This window comes from Ramlibacter sp. (assembly GCF_035655895.1).
GTDB lineage: Bacteria > Pseudomonadota > Gammaproteobacteria > Burkholderiales > Burkholderiaceae_C > Ramlibacter.
Genome location: NZ_DASRTN010000003.1, coordinates 171666 through 186826 on the forward strand (window position 1 = coordinate 171666; position 15161 = coordinate 186826).

Below are 15161 nucleotides of genomic sequence, written 5' to 3' on the forward strand. Positions count from 1 at the left end.
CTGGTCTGTGACGCGGGGTGCCCCCGTTACGTTTCGTCTTCGTCCGCCCTGCTGGCCAGCACCCGTCGGACCACGTCGCCATCGAAGCCACGAGCAGCGAGGAAACGGGCCTGCTTGCCCCGCTGCGCTGCATCCTGTGGCAGGACGCCAAACCGGCGCAGCCAGACTTCCCGCGCGCGTGCCAGCTCGCTGCCGCGCAGCTTCTGCACCGCCTCGGCCACCAGTTCGCCATCCAGACCCTTGGCCTGCAGTTCCTGCCGGATGCGACCGGCGCCAAGCTTGGCGGCGCGGCGGTGCAGCACGGATTCGACGACCCGCTGCTCGCTGATGAAGCCCTTGGCCTGCAAGTCATCGAGGATGCGCGCAAGCTGGCCCGGCTCCTCCTCGTGCGCCGCCAGCTTGCGCTCCAGCTCGGCGCGGGAATGTTCCCGGCCGCTGAGCAGGCGCAGCGCCCGTCCCTTGAGTGAGAGCTGTCCGGGCGGCATGCCTCGATGCGGTTACTCGGCGTCGGCCTCGACGTCGGCCGGCAGCAGCGGGATGTCCAGCGACTGGCGCACCTTGTTCTCGATCTCGCGGGCGAGCTCGGGGTTCTCGCGCAGGAACTCGCGGGCATTGTCCCGGCCCTGGCCGATCTTCTCGCCGTTGTAGGCGTACCAGGCGCCCGACTTCTCGAGGATGCGGCCGGTGACCCCCATGTCGATGATCTCGCCTTCGCGGCTGATGCCTTCGCCGAAGAGGATGTCGAATTCCGCCGTCTTGAACGGGGGGGCGACCTTGTTCTTGACCACCTTGACCTTGGTCTCGTTGCCGATCGCCTCCTCGCCCTTCTTGATGGTGCCAGTGCGGCGGATGTCCAGGCGCACCGAGGCGTAGAACTTCAGCGCGTTGCCGCCGGTGGTGGTCTCGGGGCTGCCGAACATCACGCCGATCTTCATGCGGATCTGGTTGATGAAGATGACCATGCAGTTGGTCTTCTTGATCGTGGCGGTGAGCTTGCGCAGCGCCTGGCTCATCAGCCGAGCCTGCAGGCCGGGCAGCGAATCGCCCATCTCGCCTTCGATCTCGGCCTTGGGCACCAGGGCCGCCACCGAGTCGACCACGATCAGGTCGACCGCGCCGGAGCGCACCAGGCTGTCGACGATCTCGAGCGCCTGCTCGCCGGTGTCCGGCTGGCTGATCAGCAGTTCCTGCAGGTTGACGCCGAGCTTCTGCGCGTATTGCGTGTCGAGCGCATGTTCGGCGTCGACGAAGGCGCAGGTGCCGGCCTGGCGCTGCATCTCGGCGATGACCTGGAGCGTGAGGGTGGTCTTGCCGGACGATTCCGGTCCGTAGATCTCGACCACGCGGCCACGCGGCAGGCCGCCGACGCCCAGGGCGATGTCCAGGCCGAGCGAACCGGTGGAGACGACCTGGATGTCCTCGATCTTCTCGCCTTCGCCCAGCCGCATGATCGTGCCCTTGCCGAACTGCTTCTCGATCTGGGCCAGTGCCGCCTGCAGCGCCTTGGACTTCTCGCTGTCGGCCGGAGCGATCTTGCTTCCCTTGACTTGCGCATCCATGGAAATCTCCTTGTGTGTCAATCGGTTAGGTTGGTTTCACCCAGCTGTTTCGATTCACAGGCTGGATGCATGGCCAGTACTTTAACGCGGTCCCTCTCTGGCGGTAAACGCCCTTTTTGGTCAGTTTGCCTTACCATCCCACCACATGGATGAGACCCCGGTTCCGACGGAAGACGGCTGGCGCCAGACCCACCTGGGCCGGCTGCTGGGGCATGCCAGCCGGCGCTTCGACGAGCGCGTCCTGTCGCTCATGGCCCACAACGTCGAGGTGCCGCTCGCGTTGTCGAACCTGGCCGCCCGCGCCCAGGTCGGGGCGGCGCACGTGCACATCACCCGCCACCTGGCGCTGGAAGGCTCCCGCCTGACCGACCTGGCGGACAGCGCCGGCATGACCAAGCAGGCCATGGGGGACCTGGTGGGCCAGTGCGAGGCCTGGGGGCTGGTGGTGCGGGAGCCCGATCCGCGCGACGCCCGGGCCCGGCGCGTGCGCTTCACTGAAACGGGCCTGGCCTGGCTCAAGGCCTTCCGCGATGCGGTGACGCAGGCCGAGGAGGAATTCCGCGCCGAGGTCGGGCCCGAGGTCGCGACCATCGTTGCCCTGGGCCTGGAGGCCTACGCCGGTCCGGCGGCCTGACGAGGCGCCGCGGCAGCCTAAAATTTGAGCAGGCACGCGCGCGTGCCCACACCACAGGAGACAGCATGCGCATCCTCATCGCCGAAGACGACCACGTGCTGGCCGATGGCCTGCTGCGCTCCCTGCGCGCGTCCGGCGCGGCCGTCGACCATGTGAGCAGCGGTACCGAGGCTGACGCGGCGCTGATGACGAACAACGAGTTCGACCTCCTGATCCTCGACCTGGGCCTGCCCAAGATGCACGGGCTGGAGGTGCTGCGCAAGCTGCGCGGCCGCGGCTCGTCGATGCCGGTGCTGATCCTCACCGCGGCCGACAGCATCGAGGAGCGGGTCAAGGGGCTGGACCATGGGGCAGACGACTACATGGCCAAGCCGTTCTCGCTGCAAGAGCTGGAAGCGCGGGTGCGGGCGTTGACGCGGCGCGGAATGGGCGGCACCAGCAGCACGATCAAGCACGGCCCGCTGGTCTACGACCAGGCCGGCCGCGTCGCCACGATCGACGGCAAGATGGTGGAGCTGTCGGCGCGCGAGCTCGGCCTGCTTGAAGTGCTGCTGCAGCGCGCCGGCCGCCTGGTGAGCAAGGACCAGCTGGTCGAGCGCCTGTGCGAGTGGGGCGAGGAAGTCAGCAACAACGCGATCGAGGTCTACATCCACCGGCTGCGCAAGAAGATCGAGAAGGGTCCGATCCGCATCGCCACCGTGCGCGGGCTCGGCTACTGCCTCGAGAAGATCGCCGGCTGATGCGAGGCTCGGCGGTCACGCGCGTCGCGCAGGGCGTGCACGGCGCGCACGACGCGGGCCGCTGCGGCCTGCGGGTCCAGCGGGCCGGCGCATGAAGATCTTCCAGCGCGAACAACGCTCGCTGTTCGGCGAGATCCTGGACTGGATGCTCACGCCGCTGCTGCTGCTGTGGCCGATCAGCCTGGCCCTGACCTGGCTGGTGGCGCAGAGCATCGCCGGCAAGCCGTTCGACCGGGCGCTCGAATACAACGTGCAGGCACTCGCGCAGCTGGTCGCCGTGCAGAACCACCGGGTGGTCTTCTATCTCCCGCAACCCGCGCGCGAGCTGCTGCGGGCCGACGACTCGGACCAGGTCTACTACCAGGTCCGGGGGGCCGGCACCGAGCTTCTGAGCGGGGAGCGCGACTTCCCGCTGCCCCCCGACGAGGAGCGCCCGGTGCCGGGCGAGGTGCGGCTGCGCGACGACGAGATGCGGGGCGTCGAGGTGCGCATCGCCTACACCTGGGTCCGCCCGGAGTTGCCGGGCGGCGGCCTGGTGCTGGTGCAGGTGGCCGAAACGCGCGAGAAGCGCTCGGTCCTGGCCACCGAGATCATCAAGGGCGTGATGCTGCCGCAGTTCGTCATCCTCCCGCTGGCGGTGCTGCTGGTGTGGCTCGCGCTGGTGCGCGGCATCAAACCCCTGTCCCAGCTCGAGGAACGCATCCGCGCGCGCAAGCCCGACGACCTCTCGCCACTCGACGAGAAGGCGGTGCCGCTCGAGGTGGCACCGCTGGTGTCGTCGGTGAACGACCTGCTGACCCGGCTGAAGGATTCGATCGCCACCCAGAAGCGCTTCCTGGCCGATGCCGCCCACCAGCTGAAGACACCGCTGGCAGGACTGCGGATGCAGGCCGACCTGGCGCAGCGCGAGAACGCCAATGCCGAGGAGCTGAAGCAGTCGCTCAAGCAGATCGGGCGCTCCAGCATGCGGGCCACCCACACCGTCAACCAGTTGCTCGCGCTGGCGCGCGCCGAGAGCAGCGCCAAGACCCTGCCGCGGCAGTCGTGCGACCTGGCCCAGCTCACGCGCGAAGCGGTGCAGGACCTGCTGCCGCGCGCGCTCGACAAGCGGGTGGATCTGGGCTACGAAGGTGCGCTGCCCGGAACCCCCGGGGTGGCGCTCGCGGGCAATGCCACGCTGCTCAAGGAGCTGATCCGCAATCTGCTGGACAACGCCATCAACTACACGCCCTCGACCGCGTCGCATCCGGGTGTCGTGACGGCGCGCGTGCTGGCCGACCCGATCGGCCGGGTGGTGCTGCTGCAGGTCGAGGACTCGGGGCCGGGCATTCCGGAGGCTGAGCGCGAGCTGGTGTTCCAGCCGTTCTACCGTTCGCTCGACACCACGGCCGTCGACGGCTCGGGGCTCGGATTGCCGATCGTGCTCGAGATCGCGCGCCAGCACGGCGCCGAGATCCGCCTGGAGGACGCGCATCCGGGGCACACGCCGCCCGGCACCCGCGTGGTGGTGCGGTTCGTCGGCACGGAGCCGGCGAGCCGCCGCGAGACGGCGGCTCAGGCCGCCTGATACACGTTCAGCTGCAGCCGCTCGCGTTCGATGGCCCGGGCCACCGCCGGCAGCTGGGCGACCTTCTGCACGTGCGACCACAGGCGTGGGAAGCCCGCCGGATCGAAGCCCGCGAAGCCGCCCCAGCGCAGCAGCGTGAGCGCATAGGCGTCCAGCGGGCCGAACCGGTCGCCGCCGAGGAAGGCCTGGCCGCGGTCGGCCGCGGCCAGCGCCATCGCTTCGAGCTCGTCCAGCAGGGGGCCGTATTGCCGGGCGGCATGGGCCTTGACCTCGGCCTGCACCTCGGGCTTGTCGCTGAACTTGAACGGCATGAACACATGCGTGAACGTGGGGTGCACCGTGTTGTTCATCCAGGCGAGGGTTTCCATCACCTTGGCGCGGGCGAGCGGATCCTGCGGCAGGAACCCCTGTTCTGGGAAGCGTGCGTCCAGGTAGCCGACGATCGCCACGATCTGCGTGATGACGACGTCGCCGTCGACCAGCACCGGCACCTGGCCGCGCGGGTTGACGGCTCTGTATCCGGGCGAGTTCTGCTCGCCCTTGTGCAGCTTGACCATCGTCGCCTCGAACGGCTGGCCGGCCGTCTCCAGCAGCGTGTGCGGCACGAACGAGCAGGCGCCGGGCGCGAAATACAGCTTCAGGGTCATGGGGCTCTCCTGGGTCAGTGGCAGGGACGCAGGGCCCTGCCGGCCATCGGGTTGCGCAGCTCGTCGAGGCGGGCGCGCAGCGCGTCGTCCACGGCCGCCAGCGTCAGGCGCTGACCGCGGACATCCGGGCGCTCCTGGACCACGCGCGCAGTGCGCACACCGCGCGTGGCGAGCCGCTCCAGGTGCTCGTTGGCCTCGGCCTGGGTGGCAAAGCCGCCCAGCGACAGGCCGGGTTCCATCTGGGGATTGGCCGGTGCCTCGAAACTCACGCCCAGGTGGCGCAGTTCGGCGCGCTTGCGGGCGACGAATTCGACATCCGGGTACTTGCCCATGTAGACGATCCAGCGGCCCGGCTCGGTCGCGGCTTCCAGCGCCCAGCTGCCCCTCGGCCAGGTGGCGAGCACCTGCCGCAGCGGTTCGACCGCGGGATCCTCGAACAGGCCGGCCTGCAGGCATTCGGGCGCCTTCGCGGCCGAGGTCTCCAGGCGCCGAGCCTCGTCCGCGGGCAGCACCCGCACGGCGTCGGGGCGGATCTGCTGGATCACGCGCTGCGGCTCGCTCTGCTGCGCCGGCCCCACGCCCCAGGGCTGCAGCAGGCCGTGGCCCCAGGCGTAGTAGGTGCCGTTGGCGAGGAGCAGCAGCAGGACGAGCAGGCGCAGCATGGTCGGTTCAGGCCGGCCGGACGCTGACGTCGGCACTGCCGACCGCGACCAGGCCGGCGGCAGTATGCACGAGAAGTGCGCCGTCCTCGCCGATCGCGGCCGCGGTGCCGGTGGTGCCATCCGAGAGCCGGACCTGCCGCCCGGCGAGCGCATCGCGCCGGCGGAATCCCTCCACGAACGGCGAGAAGCCTTCCTCCTCGAAGCGGCGCAGGGTGGCCAGCACCGGTGCAGCGAGCCGCAGCAGCACCTGCCCACGATCCAGGCCGGGCAAGAGCTCATTCAACCCGGCCGGCGCGGTGGACAGCCCGTCCGCGGGCGGTCGCGCCAGGTTGAGGCCGATGCCCACGACCGCCGTGCGCGACGGGCTGCCGGCCACCCCGGCGGTTTCGACCAGGATGCCGCCGAGCTTGCGGTCGCCGACCCAGAGGTCGTTGGGCCACTTGAGCCGGACCTGCGAGTGCAGCGCCTCGGCAGCGGCCAGTCCCACGGCCAGCGAGAGCCCCGACCAGTCGCGCGGCGCCAGCGAAAGCCCCAGCGAGAACGTCAGCGAGCCGCCCGTGTCGCTCTGCCACGACCGGCCGAGCCGCCCGCGGCCGGCGGTCTGCTGCTCGGCCACCAGCAGGATCGGGTCCAGGGAACCGGCGCGCGCGCGCCGCATCAACTCGCTGTTGGTGGAGTCGACCTGCGGCAGCACCTCGACCGTGAAGCCGGGCAACCAGGGGGCGACCTGCTCCCAGATCGCTTCGGCCGGCCAGTGCATGGCTAGCGGCGCCGCTTGGGCGCCAGCAGGGTGCCGCGACAGCCCTTGGCGCCGCACCAGCAGGGGTACTCCGCCTTGAGCTTCTTCGTGTACGGCTCGTCGATGATCAGCCCGTAGTCGTAGTTCAGCTCCTCGCCGGCGCGGATGTTGCGCAGGGCCTTGATGAAGACGCGGCCGTCTTCCTCGTCTGCCTCGCAATTGGGGTCGCACGAATGGTTGATCCAGCGCGAGGAGTTGCCGCCATAGAGCGCGTCGATCACGCGGTCTTCGTCGACGTGGAAGTAGAAGGTGTGGTTCGGATCCTTTGGATCGTGCGGGTGGCGACGCTGGGCTTCGGCCCAGGAGATGATCTCGCCCACGTATTCGATGATGGTCTCGCCTTCGGCGATGTCGTGGGTGGCGAACACGCCCTTGCCATGGATGCCCGACTTGCGCGTCTGGATTTTTCGCCCGCCGCCCTGGGCTGCTTTTGCTGGCATTGCAAGAAACTCTGCTAAGTTGAATGTGCACACGTACGCGTGCGCGTGCGCGCGTGAAGAGCCGAGATTGTAGGAACACTCAAAGGACGGGCCCTGCGGGGCCACGTTTGGACTGGAACATGGGCAAGACACTGGTCATCGCAGAAAAGCCGTCGGTCGCGCAGGACATCGTGCGCGCGCTGACGCCTGTCGCCGGCAAGTTCGACAAGCACGACGAGTACTTCGAGAGCGAGGCGTACGTCGTCACGAGCGCCGTCGGCCACCTGGTGGAGATCCAGGCGCCGGAGGATTTCGACGTCAAGCGCGGCAAGTGGAGCTTTGCCCACCTGCCGGTGATCCCGCCGTACTTCGACCTCAAGCCGGTCGACAAGACGAAGTCGCGCCTGAACGCGGTGGTCAAGCTGGCCAAGCGCAAGGACGTCACCGACCTGGTGAACGCCTGCGACGCGGGGCGGGAGGGGGAGCTGATCTTCCGGCTGATCGAGCAGTACGCGTTCGGCGGCGACGAGGCGCCCGCGGCGGGCAAGAAGTCGGCTGCGGCGCGCAAGCCGGTGCGCCGGCTGTGGCTGCAGTCGATGACGCCGCAGGCCATCCGTGACGGCTTCGACCAGCTGCGCAGCGACCAGCAGATGGCCGGCCTCGCGTCGGCCGCCCGATCGCGCTCCGAGGCCGACTGGCTGGTGGGCATCAACGGCACGCGCGCGATGACGGCGTTCAACTCGCGCGACGGCGGCTTCTTCCTCACGACGGTCGGGCGGGTGCAGACGCCGACGCTGGCGGTGGTGGTGGAGCGCGAGGAGCAGATCCGCAAGTTCGTCAGCCGCGACTACTGGGAGATCCATGCCACTTTCCAGGCGCAGGCGGGCGAGTACCCGGCGCGGTGGTTCGACCCGGCCTGGAAGAAGCATCCGGAGGACGCGGAGCTCAAGGCCGACCGCCTGTGGACGCAGGCGCAGGCGCAGGCCATTGCCGATGCGGTGCGCGGCAAGCCGGCCACCGTCACCGAGGAATCCAAGCCGACCACGCAGGCGGCGCCGGCCCTGTTCGATCTGACCTCGCTGCAGCGCGAGGCCAACGGCCGCTTCGGGTATTCGGCCAAGACCACGCTGGCGCTGGCGCAGTCGCTGTACGAGCGGCACAAGGCGCTGACCTATCCACGGACCGATTCCAAGCACCTGCCGGAGGACTACCTGGCCACGGTCAAGCAGACCATGGGGATGCTGTCGGCCAGTGGCATGAACCATCTGGCGCCGTTCGCGCAGCAGGCGCTGGACAACGGCTACGTCAAGCCGACCAAGCGCGTGTTCGACAACAGCAAGGTCAGCGACCACTTTGCGATCATCCCGACACTGCAGGCGCCCAGCGGGCTGTCCGACGCCGAGCAGCGGCTCTACGACCTGGTCGTGCGCCGCTTCCTGTCGGTGTTCTTTCCGAGCGCCGAGTACCTGGTCACCACGCGCATCAGCCAGGTCGAGAGCCACAGCTTCCGCACCCAGGGCAAGGTGCTGGTCAAGCCGGGCTGGCTGGCCATCTGGGGCAAGGAGGCCGACACCGGCGATGCGGCCGACGAGAGCAGCAAGACGCTGGTGCCGGTGCAGGCGGGCGAGAAGCCGCTGGCGCAGGCGGTCGAGGCCCGCGGCCTGAAGACGCGTCCGCCGGCGCGCTACTCCGAAGCCACGCTGCTGGGCGCGATGGAGACGGCCGGCAAGAACATCGAGGACGAGGAACTGCGCGATGCGATGCAGGAGAAGGGCCTGGGCACGCCGGCCACCCGCGCGGCCATCATCGAAGGGCTGATCTCCGAGAAGTACATGCTGCGCGAGGGGCGCGAGCTGATCCCGACGGCCAAGGCGTTCCAGCTGATGACGCTGCTGCGCGGCCTCGGGGTGGAGGAGCTGTCCCGGCCCGAGCTGACCGGCGAGTGGGAGTACAAGCTGGCGCAGATGGAGCACGGCAAGCTCTCGCGCGACGCGTTCATGCGCGAGATCGCCGAGATGACCGAGCGGATCGTCCGCAAGGCCAAGGAATACGACCGGGACACCGTGCCCGGCGACTACGCCACCCTGAAGACGCCCTGTCCGAACTGTGGCGGCGTGGTGAAGGAGAACTACCGGCGCTACACCTGTGCGGGACGCACGGGCACCGGCGAGGATGCGTGCGGATTCTCGTTCACCAAGATCCCCGCCGGCCGCGCGTTCGAGCTGCAGGAAGTGGAGCAGTTCCTGCGCGACAAGAAGATCGGTCCGCTGGAGGGGTTCCGCTCCAAGGCCGGGTGGCCGTTCACCGCCGAGATCACCCTGAAGTACAGCGAGGACGACCGCAACTGGAAGCTGGAGTTCGACTTCGGTGACGAAGCCGATCCGTCCGAGACCGGGGAGCTGGTCGACTTCAGCGCCCAGCAGCCGCTGGGCCCCTGCCCCAAGTGCGGGGCGCGGGTGTTCGAGTTCGGCAAGAACTACGTCTGCGAGCGGGCCGTGCCGACGCCGCAGCAAGCCACGCCCAGCTGCGACTTCAAGAGCGGGCAGATCATCCTGCAGCAGCCGGTCGAGCGCGAGCAGATGGCCAAGCTGCTCGCCACCGGCAAGACCGACCTGCTGGACAAGTTCGTGTCCATGCGCACGCGGCGCCCGTTCAAGGCCTTCCTGGCCTGGGATGCGGAAGCCGGCAAGGTGAACTTCGCCTTCGAGCCACGCGAGAGCAAGTTCCCGCCGCGCAAGGGCGCGGCCGGGCGCTTCGGCGCGGCGGCCAAGGCGGCCGCGAAGGCCGTGCCGGCGAAGAAGGCAGCGGTGGCCAAGAAGGCCGCTGCGCCCGCCAAGAAGGCGGCAGCACCGAAGGCGGCACGCAAGACGGGCCCGGGTCTGCAGCCGAGCCCGGCACTGGCGGCGGTGGTGGGCAACGAACCGGTCGCCCGCACCGAGGTCATCAAGAAGCTGTGGGACTACATCAAGGCCCACGGCCTGCAGGACAGCGCCAACAAGCGGGCGATCAACGCGGACGCCAAGCTGCAGGCGGTGTTCGGCAAGCCGCAGGTCACGATGTTCGAGCTGGCCGGCCTGGTGGGCAAGCACCTGAGCTGAGGCGGCGCGTCCGCGCGCCCGGCCTCACCAGCGGCTGCCTGGCAAGCGGGCGCCGAGCACCGCCCAGTCGATCAGCATCTGCACTGGCTCGGGCGGCTCCATCACCTGGGTGACGCCGACCGTCGCGCGGCCGATGTTCCCGCGGGGGATGCGTCGCAGCAGGTGCCCGAGCGGAAGCAGCGTGATGCGCAGCAACTGGCCGACGACCTCGCGTGGATCGCTGCACTCGGCGGCCAGGCGAAGCATGCGCCGGTGGCTGTCGAAATGCAGGCGCACCTGCTGCTGGCCGACGACATGAGCCGCCATCAGCCATTCCCAACGTGCCGCGGGACTCGCCGCGCGCTCGGCGCCCCGCACCAGCGTCGCGTACACCTCTTGGCGCTCGGTGGGGGTCAGCGTGTCCATCTAACAGTTAGTAACGTCGGCTACACATATTAGCAACTCGGCAGCTTGCGCAAGGCCCTGGCCGGCCTCCTGTGCGTGCCGTTCGTCGCCCGGCCGTGCGGCTGCGGCCCGCGGCAGCTTGAGGCTGTCAGGCCAGCGCGGTGTCGGCCATGGCCGTCGCCTGCTGCTGCTGCGGCCCGAGCAGCCACCAGGTCAGGATGCGTCCCCGTCCTTGCAGTTCGACCAGCCCCCGGGCACCGAAGCTGAACTGATCGCGTGCCTGCTGGACGACGGCTTCGGTCACGTGGATGCACCCGGCGCGCCCCGAGGACTCGACGCGGCTGGCGATGTTCACGGTGTCGCCCCAGACGTCGTAGAGGAACCGGCGCGTGCCCAGCACCCCGGCCACGGCCGGGCCCGCATGAATGCCGATGCGCATGCCCAGGGCGGTCCCGTTCGCCCGGTTGTACCGCTCCAAGGCCTCGCGCAGGTCGAGCGCCAGCTGGCAGAGCACCGGCAGGCGGCCGTCGGAGACCGCCATGTACGCATCGCCGATCGTCTTGATCTTCTCCAGCCCGTGCCGTTCGACCACCTCGTCGAAGGACGAGAAGATCTGGTCCAGGACGACGACCAACGCGTCCGGCGGCAACCGCCCCGCGTACTGCGTGAACCCCGCGATGTCGGCGAACAGCACCCCCAGGTTCTCGTGCTTGCGGGCTTGGTAGCGCCGGTCGCGCTTGAGCTCGTCGGCCACCGCCTGCGGCAGGACGTTGTGCAGCAGGTGGTCGGCCCGCTCGCGTTCGGCCTCGGCACGCCGTGTTTCGAGGTACAGCGCCAGGTCGCGCGAGAACGTGATGCGGTCCAGCCAGAGGCACAGCATCACCACGCAGAACGGGTTGACCAGGGTGGTGACCAGCGCCGCCGGATCGCTGCCGGTGCGCAGCCACACCGGCCCCGCCAGCGCCAGCAGGCTGGCCGCATAGAGCGGCTGCCGCACCCGCCGCGGCGTCGCCGCGACCGCGGCACCGAACGTCAGCCCTGCTGCGTAGATCGAGAAGTCGCCCCGCAGCAGGCCGTCCACCATGCCGATCCAGGTGCACAGGACGATGAAGGCCACGCAGAACGCGTACAGCGCCGGCTCGCTGCCACGCCAGCGGTGCGACCAGCGGTCGATCGCGAACACGGCCAGGCAGACGAGTTCGGCCGCGACCTGCCATCCCACCAGCCACTCCAGGTGCTCGGTCCCGAGGGCCAGCAGCGGCAGATCGGTCGCCAGGGCGGCCGGCGGCAGCAGCAGCGACACCACCTTGCAGTACCGCACGCTCAGCGCCCAGCTCCTGGCCGCCAGCCAGTGGCGGAATGCCGGATCGTCCATTTGGATCCCTTCCTGCACCGGCCCTTGCCGGCGGGGGTCCACCTTAGGAAGCGCGGCATCCGGCCGTCAACGCACGGCCGGACGAAAAACGCGCCCGGCGGGCGCGTTCATCGTGCGATCGGACGAGGCCTCAGCGCGAGGACACGACGCGGCACATCTCCAGCACCTTGTTGGAGTAGCCCCACTCGTTGTCGTACCAGCTCACCAGCTTGACGAAGGTGCTGTCCAGGGCGATGCCGGCCTCGGCGTCGAAGATCGAGGTGCGCGGGTCGCCGCGGAAATCGGTGGCGACCACCTTGTCCTCGGTGTAGCCCAGCACGCCCTTGAGCGCCCCCTCGGACTGCGCCTTGAACTCGGCGCAGATCTCCTGGTAGGTGGCTTCCTTGTTCAGCTCGACCGTCAGGTCGACCACCGACACGTCGGAGGTGGGCACGCGGAACGCCATGCCGGTCAGCTTCTTGTTCAGCTCGGGGATCACCACGCCGACGGCCTTGGCCGCACCGGTCGACGACGGGATGATGTTCTCGAGGATGCCGCGGCCGCCGCGCCAGTCCTTGTTGCTCGGGCCGTCGACCGTCTTCTGGGTGGCGGTGGCGGCGTGCACGGTGGTCATCAGGCCGCGCTTGATGCCCCATTTGTCGTTCAGCACCTTGGCCAGCGGCGCCAGGCAGTTGGTGGTGCACGAGGCGTTGGAGATGATCGCCTCGCCCTTGTAAGTCTTGTCGTTGACGCCGAAGACGAACATCGGCGTGTCGTCCTTGGACGGGGCCGACATGATCACCTTCCTGGCGCCTGCGGCGATGTGCTTCTGCGCGCCTTCCTTGGTGAGGAAGATGCCGGTGGACTCGACGACCACGTCGGCACCCACCGCGCCCCAGTTGAGCTCGGCGGGGTCCTTCACCGCGGTGAGGCGGATGCGTTTGCCGTTGACCACCAGGGTGTTGCCGTCGACGCTCACCTCGCCCTCGAAGCGGCCGTGCACGCTGTCGTAGCGCAGCATGTAGGCCAGGTAGTCGGGCTCGAGCAGGTCGTTGATGCCGACCACCTCGATGTCCTTGAAGTTCTGCACCGCGGCGCGGAACACCATGCGGCCGATCCGTCCGAAGCCGTTGATGCCGATCTTGATGGTCATGAGCTTGCTCCCGAAAGCAGTTGAGAAAAATGCATCAGCGTGCCAGAACGGCGCGCACCGTGTCTGTGACGTTCTGCGCAGTGAAGCCGAAGTGCTGGAACAGCACGTTGGCCGGCGCCGACTCGCCGTAGGAGTCGATGCCGACCACCGCAGCGCAACCGTACTTCCACCAGAAGTCGGTCACGCCCATCTCGACCGCGATGCGCGGGATGCCGGCGGGCAGCACGTCCTGCTTGTAGGCGGCGCTCTGGCGATCGAAGGCGGTGGTGCTGGGCATGGAGACGACGCGCACCGCGATGTCCTGCTGCGCGAGCTGCTCCTGGGCCTTGAGCGCCAGCTGGACCTCGGAGCCGGTGGCGATGAGCACCGCCTGCGGCGCGCGGCCCAGGCCGACCTCGGCCGGCTCGGCCAGCACGTAGCCGCCCTTGCTGATGTCTTCCAGGCCCGCCTTGGGCGCATAGGGCAGGTTCTGGCGCGACAGCAGCAGCGCCGTCGGCCGGTTCCTGTTCTGCAGGGCGACCGCCCACGCCACCGCCGTCTCGGCGGTGTCGCAGGGACGCCAGACGTCCAGGTTGGGGATCAGGCGCAGGCTGGCCGCGTGCTCGATCGACTGGTGCGTGGGGCCGTCCTCGCCCAGGCCGATGGAGTCGTGCGTGAACACGTGCACGATGCGCTGCTTCATCAGCGCAGCCATGCGGATCGCATTGCGGCTGTAGTCGCTGAAGGTCAGGAAGGTGCCGCCGTACGGGATGTAGCCGCCGTGCAGGGCGATGCCGTTCATGATCGCGGCCATGCCGAACTCCCGCACGCCGTAGTTGATGTGTCGGCCGATGCGGCCGTCGTCGGTCTTCTTCACCTCGCCGGCCTGGTCGATGCGCAGGGGGGCCGTGCTCTTGGTGTTGGTGAGGTTGGAGCCGGTCAGGTCGGCACTGCCGCCCAGCAGCTCGGGCAGGGCGGCGGTGAACGCCTCCAGGGCCAGCTGCGAGGCCTTGCGCGAAGCCACGGTCTCGGCCTTCGCGTGGGCGCCGACCGCGGCGTCGACCGCGACCTGCGCGAAGTTGCGCGGCAGCTCGCCCTTCATGCGGCGCACGAACTCCGCGGCCAGTTCGGGGTGAGCGGCCTGGTAGGTGGCGAACCGGTCCTGCCATTTCGCCTGCGCGGCCTGGCCCTTGGCCTTGGCGTCCCAGGCGGCGTACACCGGCTGCGGCACCACGAAGGCCTCGTGCGGCCAGCCCAGCGCCTCGCGGGTGAGCTTGACCTCTTCGGGACCGAGGGCCTCGCCATGCGCCTTGGCGGTGTTCACGCGGTTCGGGCTGCCTTTGCCGATCTGGGTCTTGGCGACGATCAGCGTGGGCTTGTCGGCGCTGCGGCGGGCGTCGGCGATCGCCCGGTCGACGGCGTCGATGTCGTGGCCGTCCACGGGCCCGATCACGTTCCAGCCGTAGGCCTTGAAGCGGGCCGGCGTGTCGTCGATGAACCAGGGCGTGACCTGGCCGTCGATGGAGATGCCGTTGTCGTCGTACACCGCGATCAGCTTGTTCAGGCGCCAGGCGCCGGCCAGCGCGCAGGCCTCGTGGCTGATGCCTTCCATCAGGCAGCCGTCGCCCATGAAGACGTACGTGAAGTGGTCGACGATGGCGTGGCCGTCGCGGTTGAACTCGGCGGCCAGCAGCTTCTCCGCCAGCGCCATGCCCACCGCGTTGGTGATGCCCTGGCCCAGCGGGCCGGTGGTCGTCTCGACTCCGGGAGTCACGCCGACTTCGGGGTGGCCCGCCGTCTTGCTGTGCAGCTGGCGGAAGTTTTTCAGCTCCTGCAGCGGCAGGTCGTAACCGGTCAGGTGCAGCAGCGAGTAGATCAGCATCGACCCGTGCCCATTGGAGAGCACGAACCGGTCGCGGTCGAACCACTGCGGATCGGTCGGGTTGTGCTTGAGGTGCCGTCCCCACAGTGCCACGGCGATGTCGGCCATGCCCATGGGGGCACCCGGGTGCCCGGAGTTCGCCTGCTGCACCGCGTCCATGGACAGGGCCCGGATCGCGTTGGCCATCTGAAGGGCGTCGGCAGCCGACGCGGAAGAAGCAGGGGAAGAGGACATGGAGGGGGAGGGCGGGAAAACCCGGGATTTTAGCGGTTGGGCCTGCTGCC

14 protein-coding genes are annotated in these 15161 nt (G+C 69.1%); 4 read left to right on the top strand and 10 right to left on the bottom strand.

Annotated features, from left to right (window positions below; all coding sequences use genetic code 11):
- Positions 1–26 precede the first annotated feature (26 nt).
- A complete protein-coding gene (gene recX / locus VFE82_RS01655; RefSeq protein WP_324998493.1) occupies positions 27–485 on the bottom strand; it encodes a recombination regulator RecX in 459 nt (152 codons plus the stop codon).
- A 12-nt stretch (positions 486–497) separates the two neighbouring features.
- Positions 498–1559, bottom strand: coding sequence for a recombinase RecA (gene recA, locus VFE82_RS01660; RefSeq protein ID WP_324998494.1), 1062 nt, complete (start codon positions 1557–1559; stop codon positions 498–500).
- Between the two features lie 145 nt (positions 1560–1704).
- On the opposite strand from recA, the gene VFE82_RS01665 reads away from it, so the two are divergent.
- From VFE82_RS01665 to VFE82_RS01675, 3 genes are all read left to right on the top strand, one after another.
- Positions 1705–2193, top strand: a complete 489-nt coding sequence (locus VFE82_RS01665) for a MarR family winged helix-turn-helix transcriptional regulator (protein WP_324998495.1) — start codon at positions 1705–1707, stop codon at positions 2191–2193.
- A 65-nt stretch (positions 2194–2258) separates the two neighbouring features.
- Positions 2259–2933 carry a response regulator transcription factor gene (locus tag VFE82_RS01670; protein WP_324998496.1) on the top strand — a complete coding sequence of 225 codons (675 nt, stop codon included), beginning with the start codon at positions 2259–2261 and terminating at the stop codon, positions 2931–2933.
- Positions 2934–3024: 91 nt separating this feature from the next.
- Positions 3025–4500, top strand: a complete 1476-nt coding sequence (locus tag VFE82_RS01675) for a sensor histidine kinase (protein ID WP_324998497.1) — start codon at positions 3025–3027, stop codon at positions 4498–4500.
- Here VFE82_RS01675 and VFE82_RS01680 read toward each other — a convergent pair.
- From VFE82_RS01680 to VFE82_RS01695, 4 genes are read right to left on the bottom strand one after another with little or no spacing between them, the layout of a single operon-like run.
- On the bottom strand, positions 4488–5147 hold the full coding sequence (locus VFE82_RS01680; protein ID WP_324998498.1) for a glutathione S-transferase family protein: 660 nt from the start codon (positions 5145–5147) through the stop codon (positions 4488–4490). The genes VFE82_RS01675 and VFE82_RS01680 overlap by 13 nt on opposite strands.
- 14 nt (positions 5148–5161) lie before the next feature.
- The gene (locus VFE82_RS01685) at positions 5162–5809 is read right to left on the bottom strand and encodes an SPOR domain-containing protein (RefSeq protein WP_324998499.1); all 648 of its coding nucleotides are present in this window, start codon (positions 5807–5809) and stop codon (positions 5162–5164) included.
- A 7-nt stretch (positions 5810–5816) separates the two neighbouring features.
- Positions 5817–6569 (bottom strand): biotin--[acetyl-CoA-carboxylase] ligase, encoded by a 753-nt coding sequence (locus VFE82_RS01690; RefSeq protein WP_324998500.1) that lies wholly within the window; start codon positions 6567–6569, stop codon positions 5817–5819.
- Positions 6570–6571: 2 nt separating this feature from the next.
- Positions 6572–7048 (bottom strand): SET domain-containing protein, encoded by a 477-nt coding sequence (locus VFE82_RS01695; RefSeq protein ID WP_324998501.1) that lies wholly within the window; start codon positions 7046–7048, stop codon positions 6572–6574.
- Positions 7049–7167: 119 nt separating this feature from the next.
- Here VFE82_RS01695 and VFE82_RS01700 point away from each other — a divergent pair, with 119 nt between their 5' ends.
- Positions 7168–10125, top strand: a complete 2958-nt coding sequence (locus VFE82_RS01700; protein WP_324998502.1) for a DNA topoisomerase III — start codon at positions 7168–7170, stop codon at positions 10123–10125.
- Positions 10126–10149: 24 nt separating this feature from the next.
- Here the strand turns inward: VFE82_RS01700 and VFE82_RS01705 are convergent, their stop codons facing one another.
- From VFE82_RS01705 to tkt, 4 genes are all read right to left on the bottom strand, one after another.
- On the bottom strand, positions 10150–10530 hold the full coding sequence (locus VFE82_RS01705; protein WP_324998503.1) for a DUF3703 domain-containing protein: 381 nt from the start codon (positions 10528–10530) through the stop codon (positions 10150–10152).
- Between the two features lie 127 nt (positions 10531–10657).
- Entirely contained in the window at positions 10658–11884 is a 1227-nt protein-coding gene (locus tag VFE82_RS01710; protein ID WP_324998504.1) for an adenylate/guanylate cyclase domain-containing protein, read from the bottom strand.
- Between the two features lie 130 nt (positions 11885–12014).
- Positions 12015–13016, bottom strand: a complete 1002-nt coding sequence (gene gap, locus VFE82_RS01715; protein ID WP_324998505.1) for a type I glyceraldehyde-3-phosphate dehydrogenase — start codon at positions 13014–13016, stop codon at positions 12015–12017.
- A gap of 34 nt (positions 13017–13050) precedes the next feature.
- Positions 13051–15111 carry a transketolase gene (tkt, locus tag VFE82_RS01720; protein ID WP_324998506.1) on the bottom strand — a complete coding sequence of 687 codons (2061 nt, stop codon included), beginning with the start codon at positions 15109–15111 and terminating at the stop codon, positions 13051–13053.
- Between the last annotated feature and the right edge of the window lie 50 nt (positions 15112–15161).